The organism is Actinotignum timonense (assembly GCF_002860685.3).
In the GTDB taxonomy this organism is placed as follows: Bacteria; Actinomycetota; Actinomycetes; order Actinomycetales; family Actinomycetaceae; genus Actinotignum; species Actinotignum timonense.
In genome coordinates this window covers 748623-765281 of record NZ_CP136960.1, presented here as the reverse complement: position 1 = coordinate 765281, position 16659 = coordinate 748623, and the positions used below count along the sequence as shown (strand labels likewise).

The 16659-nt window shown below is 60.6% G+C and carries 13 protein-coding genes; 5 read left to right on the top strand and 8 right to left on the bottom strand.

Annotation, left to right across the window (positions count from 1 at the left end):
• The first annotated feature begins 114 nt into the window (after positions 1–114).
• The 5 genes from CYJ17_RS03150 to CYJ17_RS03130 are packed head-to-tail and all read left to right on the top strand — an operon-like array spanning position 115 to position 4469.
• Positions 115–1269, top strand: coding sequence for an ABC transporter substrate-binding protein (locus CYJ17_RS03150; RefSeq protein WP_143231811.1), 1155 nt, complete (start codon positions 115–117; stop codon positions 1267–1269).
• Between the two features lie 52 nt (positions 1270–1321).
• On the top strand, positions 1322–2410 hold the full coding sequence (locus CYJ17_RS03145) for a FecCD family ABC transporter permease (protein ID WP_234984421.1): 1089 nt from the start codon (positions 1322–1324) through the stop codon (positions 2408–2410).
• On the top strand, positions 2403–3203 hold the full coding sequence (locus CYJ17_RS03140; RefSeq protein ID WP_087070020.1) for an ABC transporter ATP-binding protein: 801 nt from the start codon (positions 2403–2405) through the stop codon (positions 3201–3203). The genes CYJ17_RS03145 and CYJ17_RS03140 overlap by 8 nt, the downstream gene beginning before the upstream one ends.
• Entirely contained in the window at positions 3196–3807 is a 612-nt protein-coding gene (locus tag CYJ17_RS03135; protein WP_087070021.1) for a hypothetical protein, read from the top strand. Before CYJ17_RS03140 ends, CYJ17_RS03135 begins: the two co-directional genes overlap by 8 nt.
• 2 nt (positions 3808–3809) lie before the next feature.
• The gene (locus tag CYJ17_RS03130) at positions 3810–4469 is read left to right on the top strand and encodes a hypothetical protein (protein ID WP_087070022.1); all 660 of its coding nucleotides are present in this window, start codon (positions 3810–3812) and stop codon (positions 4467–4469) included.
• 172 nt (positions 4470–4641) lie between these two features.
• Here CYJ17_RS03130 and CYJ17_RS03125 read toward each other — a convergent pair whose 3' ends face one another.
• The 8 genes from CYJ17_RS03125 to CYJ17_RS03090 all read right to left on the bottom strand — a co-directional run bounded on the left by CYJ17_RS03125 (position 4642) and on the right by CYJ17_RS03090 (position 16563).
• Positions 4642–4938 carry a type II toxin-antitoxin system RelB/DinJ family antitoxin gene (locus tag CYJ17_RS03125; protein ID WP_159454974.1) on the bottom strand — a complete coding sequence of 99 codons (297 nt, stop codon included), beginning with the start codon at positions 4936–4938 and terminating at the stop codon, positions 4642–4644.
• Positions 4939–5240: 302 nt separating this feature from the next.
• A complete protein-coding gene (locus CYJ17_RS03120; protein ID WP_087070024.1) occupies positions 5241–5636 on the bottom strand; it encodes an SdpI family protein in 396 nt (131 codons plus the stop codon).
• 194 nt (positions 5637–5830) lie between these two features.
• Positions 5831–7543: an ABC transporter ATP-binding protein gene (locus tag CYJ17_RS03115; RefSeq protein ID WP_087070025.1), complete on the bottom strand. Its 1713-nt coding sequence runs from the start codon at positions 7541–7543 to the stop codon at positions 5831–5833.
• Positions 7537–9360 (bottom strand): ABC transporter ATP-binding protein, encoded by a 1824-nt coding sequence (locus tag CYJ17_RS03110; protein WP_087070026.1) that lies wholly within the window; start codon positions 9358–9360, stop codon positions 7537–7539. The genes CYJ17_RS03115 and CYJ17_RS03110 overlap by 7 nt, the downstream gene beginning before the upstream one ends.
• Positions 9361–9372: 12 nt before the next feature.
• Complete coding sequence (locus tag CYJ17_RS03105; RefSeq protein WP_087070027.1) at positions 9373–10053, bottom strand: TetR/AcrR family transcriptional regulator; 681 nt, start codon at positions 10051–10053, stop codon at positions 9373–9375.
• A gap of 135 nt (positions 10054–10188) precedes the next feature.
• A complete protein-coding gene (locus tag CYJ17_RS03100) occupies positions 10189–10545 on the bottom strand; it encodes a Fic family protein (protein WP_280522331.1) in 357 nt (118 codons plus the stop codon).
• Positions 10494–11009, bottom strand: a complete 516-nt coding sequence (locus CYJ17_RS03095; protein WP_200807212.1) for a Fic family protein — start codon at positions 11007–11009, stop codon at positions 10494–10496. The genes CYJ17_RS03100 and CYJ17_RS03095 overlap by 52 nt, the downstream gene beginning before the upstream one ends.
• A gap of 211 nt (positions 11010–11220) precedes the next feature.
• Positions 11221–16563 (bottom strand): Rib/alpha-like domain-containing protein, encoded by a 5343-nt coding sequence (locus CYJ17_RS03090; RefSeq protein ID WP_143231812.1) that lies wholly within the window; start codon positions 16561–16563, stop codon positions 11221–11223.
• Between the last annotated feature and the right edge of the window lie 96 nt (positions 16564–16659).

Genomic DNA, 16659 nt, shown 5'->3' with positions numbered 1-16659 from the left:
ATTTTCACGCCACATAACGGTTGACACCCCGCGCTCCAGTCCATAAAGTTAGGGCCACCTAACCGCTAGGTCGGGAGCCGGTTTCACGCCCCGGCCGCTAACGAAGGAGCATTGGTGAAACGCCGTGTCATGACCGTTGCCCTGAGCGCGCTCTGCGCCGGGTTACTGGCGAGCTGTTCTGCATCTTCCACCTCTACCGAATCACCTACCAGCTCGAGTAGCGCCAGCGCAGCTGCGTCGTCGGCCTCCCCTGCAACGGGCGATGCCGCAAGCGGCCCCATCACCGTGACCGATCAGCGCGGCCACCAGGTGGAAGTCACGCGCCCGGTGCAAAAAATTGCCTCCGCGGTGATCCCCGCGCCCACCATTATTGCCGCGGTGGACGGCTCCTGGGACCGCATTGTTGGTATTAATGAGTCGCTGCTAGTCGCCAATAAGCAGGGCATTATTTCGAAGATTTTCCCGGCGTCGGTGACCACCCCGGTGATCGCGGATCGCCAATTCACCCCGAATATGGAAACCATTCTGGCGCAGGATCCGGACGTATTTATTCAGTGGGGTGACCGCAGCGAGGATCTTATTACTCCGATTGAGTCGGCCGGCATTCCGGTGCTCGGGCTCAAGTACGGCACCCAGGAAAATCTGGAAACCTGGATCAAGCTTTTCGGGGAAATCCTCGGCAAGGAAGACCGCGCCGCGCAGCTTATCGACTATATGCACAGCGAACAGGAATCGATATCCAAGCAGGTTGCAGCCCTGGGCAAGCCCAAGCCGCGGGGGCTGCAGCTGAGCTACTCGGCGGAGAAAATGTCCGCGAATACGGAAAAGAGCTACGGGCAGCACGTATTTGACGTGGCCGGGATTCAGAATATGGCCACCTCGGATGTGGTGCAGGATGGCATTGTTTCCCCGGAGCAGATCCTGGCCTGGGATCCGGAAATTATTTTCCTTTCCGCTTTCGACAAGGCCGTTCCCGATGACCTTTACAATGATCCGCGCCTGGCCGAAGTAAGTGCGATTAAGAATAAGCGCGTCTACCGCGCCCCGCTGGGCGTGTACCGCTGGCAGGTTCCGTGCGCGGAATCGCCGCTGTACTGGAATTACGTGGCGGCCCTCGCCTACCCGGGCGAGTTTAAGGTCGATATGCCCGCGCTCATGCGCGAGAAGACGAAGTGGGTCTACAACTACGATCTCACCAACGAAGATATCGATCTGGTTCTGCGCACCGATATTAATGCCGGCAGCGCTAATTATGACGTTGTCCGCTAAATCCGCAGATGCAGCGGCCGCATCCGGTGCGCCCGGTGCAGTGCCGGGAACGATGAGTACGACGACGGCGGGGGCTACCGCCCCCGCACCCGCGGCCAGTGCGCCAACAACAGCCGTCAGTACCATCGCCCGGCGCCGCACCGCGGCTTTCGCGGTGCTGCTCATCACCACCATCGCGCTGCTCGGCGCGATGGTGGTGGCGATGGGCATGGGCCAGCTCTCCATTAGTGCTCCGGACGTGGTGCGCATCCTCTTCTCGAGTCCGGATGATGTAGATCGCTCCGCGCTGGTGGCCATTAACCAAATTCGGGCCCCGCGGGTCATTCTTGCCGTGGTGCTCGGTGGGTGCCTGGCGGTTTCCGGCGCGGTGCTCCAGTCCCTGTTCCGTAACCCGCTGGTCTCCCCCGATATTGTGGGGGTTTCTTCCGCGGCTGCCTTCGGCGGGGTGTTGGCGATCCTCGTGGGTACCTCGAGTTTTATTCTCATGGGATCCACTTTCATTTTCGGGCTCTCCGCGGTGGTCTGCGTCATGCTTATCGGGCGGATTCGCTCCCACTCGGCCACCCTCACGATTGTGCTGGCCGGCGTGGTCGTGTCCGCGTTCTTTAATGCGATGGTTTCCCTCATGACCTATGTGGCTGACCCGTACAGTAAACTTCCCTCGATTACTTTCTGGCTTATGGGCTCGCTAGCTGCGGCGTCGTGGGCAAAAGTCACCACTATTATTATTCCCGTTATTATTGGGCTGATCGTGGTGGTGGCGCTGCGCTGGCGTATTAATGTGCTCTCGCTGGGCGATGAGGATGCCCGGGCTCTCGGCATTAATCCGAATGCGATGCGCTGGGTGTGTATTTTCGCCGTCGCCCTTCTTACCGCGGCTTCGGTGGCCGCAGCTGGCATTATTGGCTGGGTGGGCCTGGTGATTCCACACCTGGTGCGCCTGCTGGTGGGGCACGATAATCGCGTGGTTATCCCGGAGTCTTTCCTCATGGGCGGGATGTATCTCCTTATTATTGACACGATTGCGCGCAATGCGACCTCGGTGGAAATTCCGGTGGGGATTTTGACCGCCACTATCGGCGCCCCGGTATTTATTGGGCTGCTTATTCGGCGTGCGCGGAAGGGACGGGCTCTTGCTTAAAGCAGATAATCTTGGGCATCACTATCGCGGCGGCCCGTGGCTGTTCCGCGGGGTGGAGCTGGAGGCCCGCCCCGGCGAAGTGCTGACCGTGCTCGGGCCGAATGCGCGCGGGAAAACTACCCTGCTGACCTGCTTGGCCGGGGTGCGCACCCCGGTGGAAGGCAGCGTCCATTCCGACGGGCCCATCGGCTACGTGCCGCAATCCCACGCGGCAAACCACCAGTTCACCGTGCATGACATGGTCCTCATGGGCCGGGCCCGCACCATGCGAGTTTTCGCCAGCCCTTCGGCCGTCGATAGCGAGGCCGCCTGGGAGGCGCTCGAACGGGTTGGCATCGCGCATTTAGGCGGGGCCACCTATGCTGAGCTTTCCGGCGGGCAACGCCAGCTCACGCTCATTGCCCGCGCCCTGGTCGCCACCCCGAGCACCCTCATTTTGGACGAACCGACATCCGCCCTGGACCTGCGCAATCAGCGCCGCGTCCTCACGATTATTCGCACGCTCGCAGCCGAGGGCCTGGCCATAATTATGACCACGCACGACCCGGCGCACGCCTTCCTCACCTCGCGCACCACCCTCGTCATGGATGCCGACGACCTCTCCATCGGGGAAACCGCGCGCCAACTCACCGAAGCGCGGCTGAGCACCCTTTATCGCACTCCGATTCGGGTCCGTGATGTTCCGGTTGATCGTGGCTCGCAGTGCGTCGTCGTACCGGATTTTAGTGCGAACGACGACGCCGCCTCTTCCGCTTCCACACCACCCTCGCAAAGAAAGGACCACGATGGGTAATATCCTCACGATTATGAATACGGTGCGCGATGCGAGCACGCCACCTGATCTTATTGATACCTACGAGCTGCCCGGCACCCAGCTGGCCGATTACCGCGGAATTGTGGTGTCGATGGGCGCCGATCAGCTTTTCCTGGAAACTCAGCGCGAGCGCCTGAGCGCGTGGGTGCGCGCGGGCGGGAAACTGCTGGCCAATGGCCTGCCGATGCGGCGCTGGGTGGATGGGCTGCCGAGCCACCGAAAAATGGAATTTCACGGGCTGGATGATGTGTGGCTGAGCGCGGTGGAGCCGCATCCGATCTGGGAGGGTGTGGAGCGGCGCGATATGCTGCTGCGCACCGGCGTGCCCGGCCAGCATTCCTTCGAGGAATTACGCGAGATCGGGGTGGCCGGCTTTTACGCGCGGTCTTTCCTGGCTGAGCTGCCCGAAGGCGCGCGGGTGATCACCGGAATCGGCCCGGGTAAGCTGCCGGTGGACGTCAGCTACCGGCTGGGCGAAGGCGAAGTGATCGTCCACAACGGTAATGATCTCAGCGGTTTCGCTTTCCCGGGGACCTCCGCCGCCGGGCTGCGCCGCGCCATCACCGAGTACCTGGAGAAGTAGCGATGAAGAAAATAGCATTTGTGCATACCGGTTCGTTTTTCCACCTCGCGACCGTGAAAGATCCGGCCGTGCGGGCGCGCCCGGTCACCCCCGTGTACTGGCCGGATTATTCGGGAGATTTTTCGGAGTTCGACGCCGTCTATCTGGCGGCGCGTAATCACCCGGGTGTGGTGGCCGCGAAATACGGCCAGGTGTTGGATTTCCTGGGGCAGGCCGGTAAAAAAGTATTTATCGATGGCATTAACCAGGTGGATAGTTGGCTGCCGGGCACGTCTGAGACTCCACGCGGCACGAATTTCTGGTCCTGGCGTACCGGTGAGGATCTGGGGCGGCGCTCGGTGAACACTGATCACCCGCTCTGGGAGTATCTTTCCGACGAGGCCGTCCACTGGCATTATCACGGGGTGCTCGCGCCTCCGGCGGGGGCGACGCCGCTGGTGGTGCTCACGCAGGTGGAGCAGACCGGGCCGGGCGTGGATCCCTGGGGCGGGCATTATTTGGCGCTTCCCGATCACCCGAATATGCTGCTCTACCACGATAATGTGACTTTCCCGGCCGAGCTGGTGGTTTCCACGATGGACGCGACCTACCATCACGGGGCCGGTTTCATGCCCGGCGCCACCCAGTTGCTCTACCGCATGCTGGAGTGGCTCGGGGATTAGCGCTGGCGCGTGGCGTGGGCCGGTGGCGCGGGCTTCGGCGTGGCCGGGGCGACCGGGGCGGCCGGTGCCCGCCGGCGTGCAGCGTTGGCTGTACGCGAGCGCGGCTCTTAGCAGAGAACGCAATCGGGTGGGCGTGCGAGATGTCGCGCGCCCACCCACTGCACCTAAAGCGCTACTGCGCAGCGCCGTTAATCCGACGAGATTCGAAGTACTCCCAAGGGAATTCGTCATCATCTAAGATGTCGTTGGGATCGTAATACTCTGATTCATTAGTAATCATGATTTTCTCCGTTGTGGCTTGAAACTTCAGCGCTCTCACGGGGAAGGGGAAGCCCCCAACCATCACTGCCTTATGAAGAAAAATGCGGATTGCTTCGGTCATGGACAACCCAAAACCTCGGAAAACAGATTCGGCCTCGAATTTCAATTCGGGATCAATCCGTATGGTGATCGTCGGTGTATATGCCACGGGAACCACCCTTTCTTTCTATACGCGTACTTGAGATGTGGTGAGTTTGTACAGCGCCCCGCGGGCACTGTTGCCATGAATCTTACGTGGCAACTACGACAACTTTCCAGGGCTGCGCGGGAGGCACTATGTGTTTTCCGAGATGTACTGCGCCTGTACGACAAACGCAGTACACCAGAGAAAACACATGCCCCCTCGGGAGAGGCTTGCAACTTCGGCTATTTTTCAATCATTGGTTCTGGGCTACTTTTCGACCGTCGCTCACATTATTTTCGACCGTCGCTCACAGTCGTGCCGCTCGACTATTTCGAAGCGGGTACAGGCGCGCCCGCTTCGTCCGCGCTCGCGGCGAGAATCTCCTTCGCAACCTTCTGAGCGCGGTGTGCACCGGCAAATACGCAGGCGAGCAGCACCACCATGCTGAGGATGATGATCGTGGCGATCACCCCGTCGGAGAGCGGGAGCAATACCGCGAAACCGCTGAAGACTAGGCATGCTGTGGCGGCGGCCGTCCACGGCCAAGCTGCGGCGTGCGCTTCCTGCCACGTTTCCTGGTTCGTCATGATGATGTCAGTGCGGTACCCGACGAGTTCGTTAAGCTTGAGGGTCTTTTTGCGCGAGGCGTAGGCAAACCAACCGCTAACCACCGCAGATCCCCATAAGATAACCACTATAACTACCGCGATCTGCCAGGTCATTGACTCCTCCCATCTGCCAGCTTCGTTGCTGGTGGCGCTCTTCTCAGTGAACGGTGTTTTCCCAGGGGCCAGTTTACTGAGTGGCAGCGTCGTCGTACCAGTACCCACATCAAATTCGTAAGCGATAGAACCTGTCGGAAATACCGACAGCTTGCTTCCCACTGGGCGCGCTGCGCTACCGAATATACGCAGGTTCAGCGTGCCATGAGCTGCGAAAAATCGATGACCTGGTCTGCCCACGCAATTGTGGAGGGACGGTGAGCAACCATAAGTACCGTGCGGCCTGCGGCGAGGCGCCGTATCGCTTCGCCGATGACTGCCTCGGTGATGCTGTCCAGCGCGGAGGTGATTTCGTCGAGAAGGAGGATCGGGCTGTCCTTGAGGAAAGCTCGGGCGATGGCAACGCGTTGTTTCTCCCCGCCGGAGAGCGCATTTCCGCCCGGACCTACTTGGGTGTCCAGTCCGGCGGGCAGCCGCTCGATAACCGGATCCAGCCCAGCCTGGCTTACCGCGGTGAGGATTTCTTCCTCCGTGGCATCCGGCTTGGCCAACGTCAGGTTTTCTCGGATGGACCCGCTGAAGAGGTAGACATCCTGGAACACCATCGCGATGTGGCGCATGGGCTGGCATTCGCGGATATCGCGCCCGCCGAGCGTGATGGTTCCGCTCTGTGGCTGCCAAAAGCCGGCTACCAGCGCCAGCGCGGTGGTTTTTCCTGCCCCGGAGGGGCCGACCAAAGCGGTCACTTTACCTGCCGGGGCTTTCAAGTTGAGATCACGCAGCACGGGGCAGCGCGGATCGTAGCCGAAGGTTACTCCGGAAAACTCGATGGTGCTATCCGCGAGCGCACCCAGATCCGTGTTCGTAGGCTCGGCGACAGTCGAGATATCGGGCTGTTCCTCGGCGGCCGCGATAATTTCGCGCACCCGTTCGAGGGCTTGCATGGAATCCGTGAGCGCGGTGGAGTATAAAACTGATTGCGAGAGCGGCAGATTAATACGGGTGAGAACGACGGCGATGGCCAGGAAGCTCAGGAAGTCCAGGCCGCCACCAACCACCAGAGCTCCGCCCCAGCCCAGGCATACGGCGAAAGCCAGCTCGACCAGCAGGAGGAACGCGGAGGCCGGACGGCTTTGGCTGCGCAGCGTCCGCAGGATTCCGGTGGACTCGGCCGCGAGAGCCTCATCCAGGGGCTGCCATTGGGTTTGCCCGCTGCCGCGCAGGACTTGCTGGAGTTTCGCGAATTCGATAATCCGCCCGGCTACTCGGCGTGAGAGCCGGGCTTCGCTAGCTTGAGCTTCGCGCACTGCTCGGTGCATCCATCCCCAGATGAACCACAATCCGATACTGGTCACCGCGAGGACCACCCCGAGGCGCCATTCAACCACCGTGACCACCACGGCCATAACGAAGGGAACCACCACCCCTGAGATCACCGCAGGGAAGACCAGGGAAGCCAGGTGGGAGAGGGTGTTAACGTCTTTCGAAGTGGCATTTATAACCGTTGTGCGGCGGGACGGTGTAAACCACCCGACCGGGAGGCGCACTACCGCCGCACCGATTTTCTTCATGAGCTCGTCGCAGATCGCGTACACGCTCACCCGATAAGACCAGCTCATCGTGACCACGTAGAGGAAAAATGTGATGGCTCCGCTGATGCATATCGCAATGAGCCAGGAGGATAGCTGCCCATCGGCCGGCGCGCCGCCGCCTGCTCCGATCCCGGAAGCGTCGAGAATTCCGGCACCGCCGCCAACGCCGCCTTCGGTGAGCAGGGCCCGGAGGAACCCGATGAGCATCGCTAAGGTGATGCCCTGGGCCACCGCGGCCGCGGTGTAGGCCCCTATCAAGATTTTTATTTGGCGCACGTGTAGTACGGTACGCATCGCCGTGAGCATTTTCAGCATGGGATTCCCTGCTCTTTCAGCATGTCGCGGTACAGGCCCGCGGTGGCCGCAAGTTCGTCGTGGCAGCCTGATTGTACGATCCGCCCGCCCGCAATCACCAGAATCTGGTCGGCTTGGGCGAGCCCGCTCAGCCGGTGAGCGATCACCAAGGTGGAGCTATGCCCACGCCGCGCCGCGATGACCTGGTGCAGCGCCTGCGCAGTATGGGTATCTTGGTGTGCGCTCGCTTCATCCAGGATGAGGAGCGGCGGATCTGCCAACAGCGTGCGGGCAATACTCAAGCGCTGCGCTTCACCACCGGAAAGCACAGCGGCCTCCCCCAGGATCGTGTCATACCCGTACGGGAGTGCGGCGATCCGTGCGGCGATATGCGCGCGGGCCGCAGCTGCCTGTATCTGTGCATCGGTAGCCTCCCGGTTGCCGAGCAGGAGGTTATCCCGCACACTCACCGCCGCTAAGGACACATCCTGAAATACTGTCCCGACCTGGCTGTAGAGCCCCGCACGGCTGTATTCGCGCAGGTCGTGCCCGCCGAGGGTAATGCAGCCACTTTCCGGATCCCAAAAACGTGCCGCGAGCGCGCCGATGGTCGTTTTCCCCGCTCCCGAGGGCCCGACCACGGCGGTCAGAGTTCCGGGTGGGAGGGTGAAACTAATATCGTGCAGGGCCGGGCGGCCCGGAGCATAACCGAAGGACACATTCTGGAAACGTAGTTCCGGGGCGGAAGCCGACGGGGCGGCCGAATCCGTAGCGCACGCAGCCGTAGTGGCCGAAGGCGTGGCGCGCGCAGCCGGGGCAGGAACCTGGTAATCCCCTACTTCCTGCGGTTTTTCCGCCAGCAGCGCTGCTGTATCTTCGCCGGCCCGCAGTGAGCCTTGCAGGTTCTGGGTGAGCGTCATGAGTTGCCCCAAGCCCGCGGGTAACCCGAGCCAAATAGTGAAGAACGCCAGGCTACTCGCGGGTGTGATCCAGCCGCTCCACACGAACCAGCAGATGATCGGGGCGCTCCACGCGAGGATCACGCCCGGCTGGCTCAATGCGGATACCACCGCGATTCCTTTACCGGCCCCGGCCAGCCAACGGAAGGAGGCGTCGGAATTTTCTTCCCGCGCCGTGGTGAAGCGCCCGCCGACTCCGGTGGCGGGGAGTTGGTAGTTTTTGATTTCTTTTATGCCATCGACGAGCTCCACGGTTGCGTCCGCGAGTTTCCGTTGGGCGACGTCGTAATCTTTAACGGCTTGATCCCCACCACGGAAAGCAATCCCCATGGCCAGGCCAACGGCAACAACAAATACTCCGCCCAGGAGCAGCGCCAGCCGCCAGTCGAGCACGCACAGGTAGATGCCGCCCACCAGCGGCGCCACGAGCGCGCTGGCGAGTTCGGCGCTGGCATGGGCAACCAGAGTGTGGATGGCGCTGGTGTCATCCACCACGATTTTCCGGATTTCACCCGGGCCCAGCCGCCGCACGCGCCCCAAAGGCAAAGCGCCTAAGTGTGTGATGATACGACGGCGCAGCCGATGCCGCAGCCCTGCTTCGCTGATATGGGTGATACCAACTGCCCAGTTGTAACAGATGTGGTGTACCAGTAAGCCCACCAGGGTGAGCCCCAACCACCACCAGATACGTGCCGTGCCGCGGCCGCCGAGCCAGTCATCAGCCAGGCCAACTAATGCGATATACGGAATGACCGAAGCGCCGGATCCGATCCCGGCAATAACGAAGGAGACCAGCATTGACGTGCGCACGGGTGCGACCAACTGCCACGTAGTCGCTTTCGGATCCTGCTTCGCGTTTTTCCCCTGATGGTGAGACATGGGATCTTCTTTCTACCCGAGCGCATGCGTGCCGGAAGGTACCGGGGCTTCCAGGACACTCCGCCATCCGGCTTCCCGGAAGTTTTGAAGTAAGCCTAGGTATTTTTTGGCGTTCTCACGGTTGAGGCCTTGCCTGAGGGCACCGAAGAAGCCGTACCAGCCGGTTTCGCACATGACCTGCGCGAACGCTGGCCATACCGTATCTTCCGGGCCGAGCTCGATATATAGGCGGGCTTCATATTCGGCTAGATCAGCTACGAAGCTCTGATAGGGAGTACCCGCGGATCCCCACAGAACTAACTGAAATACGGTGAGGTGGTCATAGACGTAATCGATCATCCAATCCGTAATACTGCTACCGAGCTCCTCACCGGCGCTGCTACCACCCTGCCGCGATTCTTCCACGCGAGCCTTTTCGGCAAGCGGATTTTCCGTGAGCGACTTTTCCGTGAGGGCAAGACCACGCATAATACCTTCGCGGTGCCGCTGGCGGAATTCCTGGCAACAGGGTTCCACAAGAGCCGCAAACAAAGCTTGTTTATTATCAAAATGGGTATAGAGGGCGCCGGTGGTGACATTGGCTTCTTTGGCAATCACACGCAAGCTGGCAGCTTCATAGCCGTGCTCGGAAAAATTCCGCAAAGCCGCAGCAAGGATTCGTTCCTGCGTTGAGCTATTTCCACGTGCCGCCATCGCAACCCCACCTCACATAACACTGTTATGCGATAAGGATAGCCCGGCAGAGGCAGGGCAGCAAGGGGCTATTTCGGAGTATCGGAATCGGCGTTGCCGTGACTGGTAACTTGAACCATTATCTTGGTCGGTAACTTAGACGCTATCTTGGTCGGTATCTTGGTCGGTCAACCGACCAAGTACATCGACTTTGGCTAAAGCATCACGGATTACCTCCAGCATGAGCTCAACGAAGCTTGAGCTTTCCCCTTCTTTACCCGATACCGCGAAAGCTCGGCAATAGTCCTGCTGACGTGACCGGATGAGTTCCTCCACGGGAAGCCACAAGAAGATCTCCTTCCAGCGGCCAAGGAGCAGGGAATGCCAGAGCCGGCCCGTACGTCCGTTGCCGTCGGCGAAGGGGTGAATGAACTCGAATTCGTAATAGAAAACCGCGCTTTTTATAAGCGGGTGCAACGTGGATTCCTGATACCACGCGAGCAAATGGGACATGTGTTGCGGAACCAGATCCGCCGGTGGGGCCGCGTGCACAACCACATTCCCCGCAAAGACCCCACACCGCCAGACCGGAAACGCCCACTCTCGGGAACCAGCCCGCTCATCATGGTTCCGTGCGCGCGCAGCACATTCCGCACTGACATCGGATCAAGTTCGGGAAGCAGGTCATATGCGCGGCCGGCGTTGTACACCTCGAGAACCTGAGCGGTCACGTCCGCGGTATATTCACCGCCAAGAATGGCCCGGACAGAATCCAGCGGCAAGGTATTCCCCTCAATGGCGAGGGTGGCGTGAATTGCGCGAATACGGTTCTCGCGCCGCCCAAGCTCTCCCAAAGAATCCAGCCAGAATTTCCCGTCTTCCCCCGGGCGTTCCAGTTTTTCAACAAGGTTGCAGACCTGGCCGACCAGTGCGTCGCAGGCAGGTGTTATGCGCAGTGGTGGTTCGTAACCGCTCATCTCCCGATGCTATCCAAGCAGCATTCCCGCCACCGATCCACACGCCGAGAAACCGCATAGCAGGACTACGCCCCGCGCAAGCAAAGGGGCCGCCCCTGATATTTCAGGAGCGGCCCCTTGCGTTAGCCGTGCGGCTGCTTCCGTAACCCATTGGAAACTTCCGCAGCCACGCGGCTGCTTGGGTAGCTTTAGCTACCTCAGCAACATTGTGTTACTTCTTGCGCCGGCGAATCGCCACGCTACCCGCACCGGCAGCCAGCAGAGCGAAGACTGCCAGCGATGCCACATCGGCACCGGTCGCGGTCAGGCCCTTGGCCTTCTTGACCTTCTTGGTCTTCGGTGCGGCCTTGCCCGGGTCGTTCGGGTTCAACGGGTCGGTGCCGTTCTTAATTTCGTCACCGTCGTTGATACCGTCACCATCGGTATCGGCCTTATTCGGGTTGGTTGCCTTGCCACCGTTCTTAGCACCGGTCACTTCGTCACCATCAGTGAGACCATCACCATCGGTGTCCGGGTTGAGCGGGTCAGTGTTACCGGGCTTGCCGTCCTTATTGAACTTATCGTCCTTGAACGGGTTCTTGGTGCCATTAACCTCATCCCCATCCGTGAGCCCGTCACCATCGGTGTCCGGGTTCTTCGGGTCAGTACCGATCACCTTTTCTTCACCATCCGTCAGACCGTCACCATCGGTATCACCCTTATTCGGATCGGTACCATTATTGATTTCGTCGCCATCATTGACGCCGTCACCATCAGTATCGGCCTTATTCGGGTTAGTCGGAGTGCCACCATTCTTAGCGCCCGTCACCTCGTCACCATCATTCACGCCGTCACCATCGGTATCCGGGTTGAGCGGATCAGTGTTACCAGGCTTACCGTCCTTATTGAACTTGTCATCCTGGAACGGGTTCTTGGTGCCATTGACCTCGTCACCGTCCGTGAGCCCGTCACCATCGGTATCCGGGTTCAATGGGTCAGTCCCGATCTTCTTTTCCTCACCATCAGTGAGTCCGTCACCATCGGTATCCGGGTTCTTCGGGTCGGTCTTGGTGGCCTTGGAGTCATCAACCTTCGGGGTGCCATCCTCATTACGAGCAGGCTTACCGTTCTCGTCGATATCCGTGCCAACTTCCTCACCATCGGTCAGGCCATCACCATCAGTATCAGGATTCTTCGGATCGGTGCCCAGGTCCTTTTCACGACCATCAGTCACACCATCACCGTCAGTATCCGGATTCTTCGGATCAGTCCCGTCCTTCTTTTCGTCCCCGTCCGTCACGCCGTCACCATCGGTGTCAGCATTGTTCGGGTCCGTGCCGTCCTTGATTTCGTCAGCGTCGGTCACGCCATCGCCATCGGTATCGGCCTTGTTCGGGTTGGTCGGCTTGCCACCGTTGTTCTTGCCGGTAACTTCGTCGCCGTCATTCACCCCGTCACCATCGGTATCCGGGTTGAGCGGGTTGGTGTTACCAGGCTTGCCGTCCTTATTGAACTTATCGTCCTTGAACGGGTTCTTGGTGCCATTGACTTCGTCGCCGTCGTTGATACCGTCACCATCAGTATCCGGATTCTTCGGATCAGTCCCGATCTTTTCCTCTTCGGAATCGGTCAGGCCATCGCCGTCGGTATCCGGATCCTTGACGGTCACCTTGGAGGTATCGAGGACCTTGTCACCATCCTTGATGGTCACAGTGATCTCGGACTTGTCCTTAGCACCCGCGGGTACCTTGACCACAACATTGCCATCGGTGCCGATGGTGCAGGTTGCACCGCCGGTCGCTTCGCAGGTCGCGGTCGTCGGGATCGGGCCGTTCGCCGGGTCCTTCGTGAGCGTCACGTCCGCACCGGGCTTACCTTCGCCGTCGTTCCACGCCGGGCAACCATTGTTGGAAGCCGGGCCGGCGATGGTGGGGCACTGATCCTGAGCATCGGGCACGCCGTCGTTATCGCCATCCGGGTTCGGAACCGGAGCGGGGGCCGTGACGGTCACCTTGGACTTGTCGAGGACCTTGTCACCATCCTTGATGGTCACCGCAATCTCGGTACCGGGAGTTGCACCCGCCGGAATCTTGACGACGACGTTGCCATCCCCGCCAATAGTGCACGTGGCACCACCGGTTGCTTCACACGTGGCCGAGGACGGGATCGGGCCATTGGCCGGGTCCTTCGTGAGCGTCACATCGGTGCCGGGCTTGCCTTCGCCGTCGTTCCACGCCGGGCAACCATTATTGGAAGCCGGCCCGGCGATGGTCGGGCACTGATCGGCATCCCCGGAGACCCCGTCCTTATCGGGATCAGGGTCAGCAATGGTCACGGTCGCTGTATCCAGGTCCTTGCCGTTGGGGTCCTTGACCTTAACAACGATCTGGTCCTTATCCTTCGCATTCGCGTTCGGAGTGACCGTGATCGAGCCATCCTGGTTGAGCTTGGCGGTACCCGGACCAGTCACCTCAACGGTGGAACCGTCCGGAACCGGGCCACCCGCGTTAGGCAGCTGCGCCGGCTCGCTCGGCTTGGTGGTCGTGTCATTCCAGGCCGGGTTATTCGGAGCAAGCACGGTCACCTTGGAGGTGTCCAGGTCCTTGCCGTCGTTCTTGACGGTCACCGGGATCTCGGTACCGGGGGTCGCGCCGTCCGGAACCTTCACGGTGATATTGCCGTCGGTGCCGATGGTGCAGGTAGCACCGTTACCCGCCACGCACGTGGCAGACGCCGGGATCTCGCCGTTAGCGGGATCCTTCGCCAGGGTCACGTCCGCACCGGGCTTACCCTCGCCGTCGCTCCAGGCCGGGCACCCGTTATTGGTGGCCGGGCCGGCGATGGTGGGGCACTTGTCTGCGTCGTCGTTCACGCCATCATTATCGGTATCCGGGTTCGGAACCGGATCCGGGGCCGTAACCGTCACCTTGGGTGTGTGGAGGGTCTTGCCCTCGTTCTTAATGGTCACCGGAATTTCGGTGCCGGGGGCGGTGCCTTCCGGAACCTTGACGACGACGTTGCCATCGGTGCCGATGGTGCACGTGGCACCATTGCCGGCCTCGCAGGTCGCGGTGCTCGGGATCGGGCCGTTCTTCGGGTCCTTCGTGAGCGTCACGTCAGTGCCGGGCTTGCCCTCGCCGTTGTTCCACGCCGGGCAACCATTATTGGAAGCCGGGCCGGCGATGGTGGGGCACTTGTCTGCGTCGTCGTTCACGCCGTCATTATCGGTATCCACCGGAGCCGGAACGGTCACGGTTACCGGAACCTTGACGGTATCGGTGCTGCCATCCGGGTAGGTGACAACAACGGGAACCTCGTAGGGGCCAGCGGCGGTGCCCGCGGCCGGAGTCACCGTAATGGCGCCGGTTTCGGGGTTAACCGTGGCGGTAATCGGGGAGTTCTCGCCGAGCTTGAAGGTGGTCTTCTTACCCTTCTCCGTCGGAGCGGGGTCGGTTTCGACCTTCTTGGTAGCGAGCTTATCGAAGGTGGGGGCCGGAACCTCAATGGTCTGCCCCGCTTCTACCGTATTGTCCTGCTTGTAATTCGGATCGTAGGTATCGGTGAGCTGCGCGAGCACCTTGACCGGAACCCAGGTCTTGAGCTTGAGCTTGTTCTTGGCGTTGAGCGGATCGGTCACGGTAGCAACCACCGGGATGCGGTAGTCACAGGGAGCCACGTCCGCGCCGGGCTTGACGGTCACCACGCCGGTGGCCGGATCAACAGTAGCCCAGGCCTTCGCACCTTCGCCCAGCTCGTAGGTAGCATCGGCGGGCAGCTGGTACTTGTTATTACCGGCCTGCGTGAAGCCCTTGGCTTCGCGGGTCGCGTAAGGAGCCTTGCTCTTCTCAGTTTGGGTCTTCTTCACCTGGACGGCGTCGTACTTGACGGGAATCGCGCGCACGATGAAGGAATCGGAAGAAACAGCGTTTTCAGCGGCATACAGAGTTGCCGTGTAGATTTCGCCGTCCTTCGCGTTATCCGGAACCTTGAAGTATGCCTTGCTGGCATCGCTCAGCTTCTTCAGGCCGCCGTTGGTCTGCACAACCTTGCCCTTGGAATCGGTCCACTCGATGCGGTTGGGCAGCGGGGAGAGATCCTTACCGGTCAGCTTGACTTCAGCGGTCTGCCCGGGGAGGGCGTAGTTTTCCTGCGCGTCGAAGTTCGTGATATCCAGTTCCACCTGCACGCTGAGCACCAGCGCCAGATTGACGTTGTACCAGTTATTGGTAATCAGATTGACAGCCGCGGAGGTTTGCGGAGTCCACGAAGCATTCGAGTTGAACATGTTGAAGGTCTGGCGCATGAAGGAGGAGTAGTTCGGGACTACTCGCCCGTTCGGGTCCAGGACGTACATGTAAATACGGTCCACGTCCGCGCCGGCATTCTTCGGCAGGCGGATGGTGTACATGCCCTTTTCGTTCGTGGTGGCCGTGTAGGTACCCTCGATGTAATCGGGGTGCTCGGTGAGCATGTCACGGACCTTGACCTCGCGGTCATTCACGGACGGGGTGGCATTACGCAGTTCCTGGAGCGCAGCCTTGCCCGCGGGGGTCAGCTGCGAAAGCACCACGGTGTAGCCGGAGGCCACCACATCACCCGAGGTATTGAAGTTCGGGCCGGTGGCGGAGTTGGCAAGATCGCCAGCACCGGATTCGAACCACACCTTGCCGGAAACGGAGTCCCGGGTAGAAAGAGTCACGGCCGGGTCGGTCAGGGGACCCTTGTCATCATTGACCCATTCGTTCTTGGGGCGGGTGAGGTAATCATTCGGATCGGTGTACATGAACACCGCGGTCCGCTGCATATTGGTGCCGATAAGCGGGAACTGGCCCAGGTTATTGGCCGTCACGCTATTGACGAAGGCACCCGGGAAGAAGCCGCCGGCCTGGCGCACCATGGTGACGGGATTGCCGGCCGGGTTGGTGAAATCATTAATCCACAGGCGGTAGTACTGGCCAGCAACAGCCTTGTAGAGGTGCTGCTTGCCGGTGTTATCCACCCAGGGCACGCGCAGATCAAAAGCGTAGGCGCCGGGGCCGATCTGGCTTCCGTCGCTCTCGTCAATCGTCTTGACGGTGGTGGAGTAAATCGGGGAGGCCGCGCCGTCGGTATCACGCCACTGGAGGTACACCTTGGTTCCGTCCGGAACCGGGGTTGCACCATTGGAGGTGGTTGCCGGCGTGCCAACGCCGCCGAAGAACGCACGCCCCGAGAGCGTGTTCTTGGCGTTACTGGCATCGGTGGTGCTCTTAATCCAGCCGGTCTTGAAAGCATCGGCTTCGATAATGGCATCTTGCTTGAAAGGAATATCCGGTCGGTTAGCGCCAGCTTGGTTCGCGCCTGCTTCGACAGCGGTGTCACCGACATACGTCGGACACTGCGCCGTGGGAGCAGTCGGCGCCGCACCGGAATTACCTTGGGGTGCAGCGTAGGCGATTCCCGAAGCAAACGTCGTCATGAGCGCCGCGGCGGTGAGACCGGCCCACACTTTCGTGCGACGACGATGCCCACCCTTGCGGGACACAGACGCGGAGACTCCGGGCGCCGACTGAGTCGACTCCGTGTGTTGGGACATTATTTCTCCATTAGTAGGTTTATGGATCGTTAGGGTGAAGCATGAGGAGAGCGTCAATTGTGGGAGGGTAGCGCTGGAGTGCACCCCCCCCCCGCA

Coding starts and splice junctions, on each gene's coding strand:
- CYJ17_RS03145 (WP_234984421.1), top strand. CDS start 1,322: ATGAGTACGACGACGGCGGGGGCTACCGCCCCCGCACCCGCGGCCAGT.
- CYJ17_RS03135 (WP_087070021.1), top strand. CDS start 3,196: ATGGGTAATATCCTCACGATTATGAATACGGTGCGCGATGCGAGCACG.
- CYJ17_RS03130 (WP_087070022.1), top strand. CDS start 3,810: ATGAAGAAAATAGCATTTGTGCATACCGGTTCGTTTTTCCACCTCGCG.
- CYJ17_RS03120 (WP_087070024.1), bottom strand. CDS start 5,636: ATGACCTGGCAGATCGCGGTAGTTATAGTGGTTATCTTATGGGGATCT.
- CYJ17_RS03115 (WP_087070025.1), bottom strand. CDS start 7,543: ATGCTGAAAATGCTCACGGCGATGCGTACCGTACTACACGTGCGCCAA.
- CYJ17_RS03110 (WP_087070026.1), bottom strand. CDS start 9,360: ATGTCTCACCATCAGGGGAAAAACGCGAAGCAGGATCCGAAAGCGACT.
- CYJ17_RS03105 (WP_087070027.1), bottom strand. CDS start 10,053: ATGGCGGCACGTGGAAATAGCTCAACGCAGGAACGAATCCTTGCTGCG.
- CYJ17_RS03100 (WP_280522331.1), bottom strand. CDS start 10,545: ATGTCCCATTTGCTCGCGTGGTATCAGGAATCCACGTTGCACCCGCTT.
- CYJ17_RS03095 (WP_200807212.1), bottom strand. CDS start 11,009: ATGAGCGGTTACGAACCACCACTGCGCATAACACCTGCCTGCGACGCA.
- CYJ17_RS03090 (WP_143231812.1), bottom strand. CDS start 16,563: ATGTCCCAACACACGGAGTCGACTCAGTCGGCGCCCGGAGTCTCCGCG.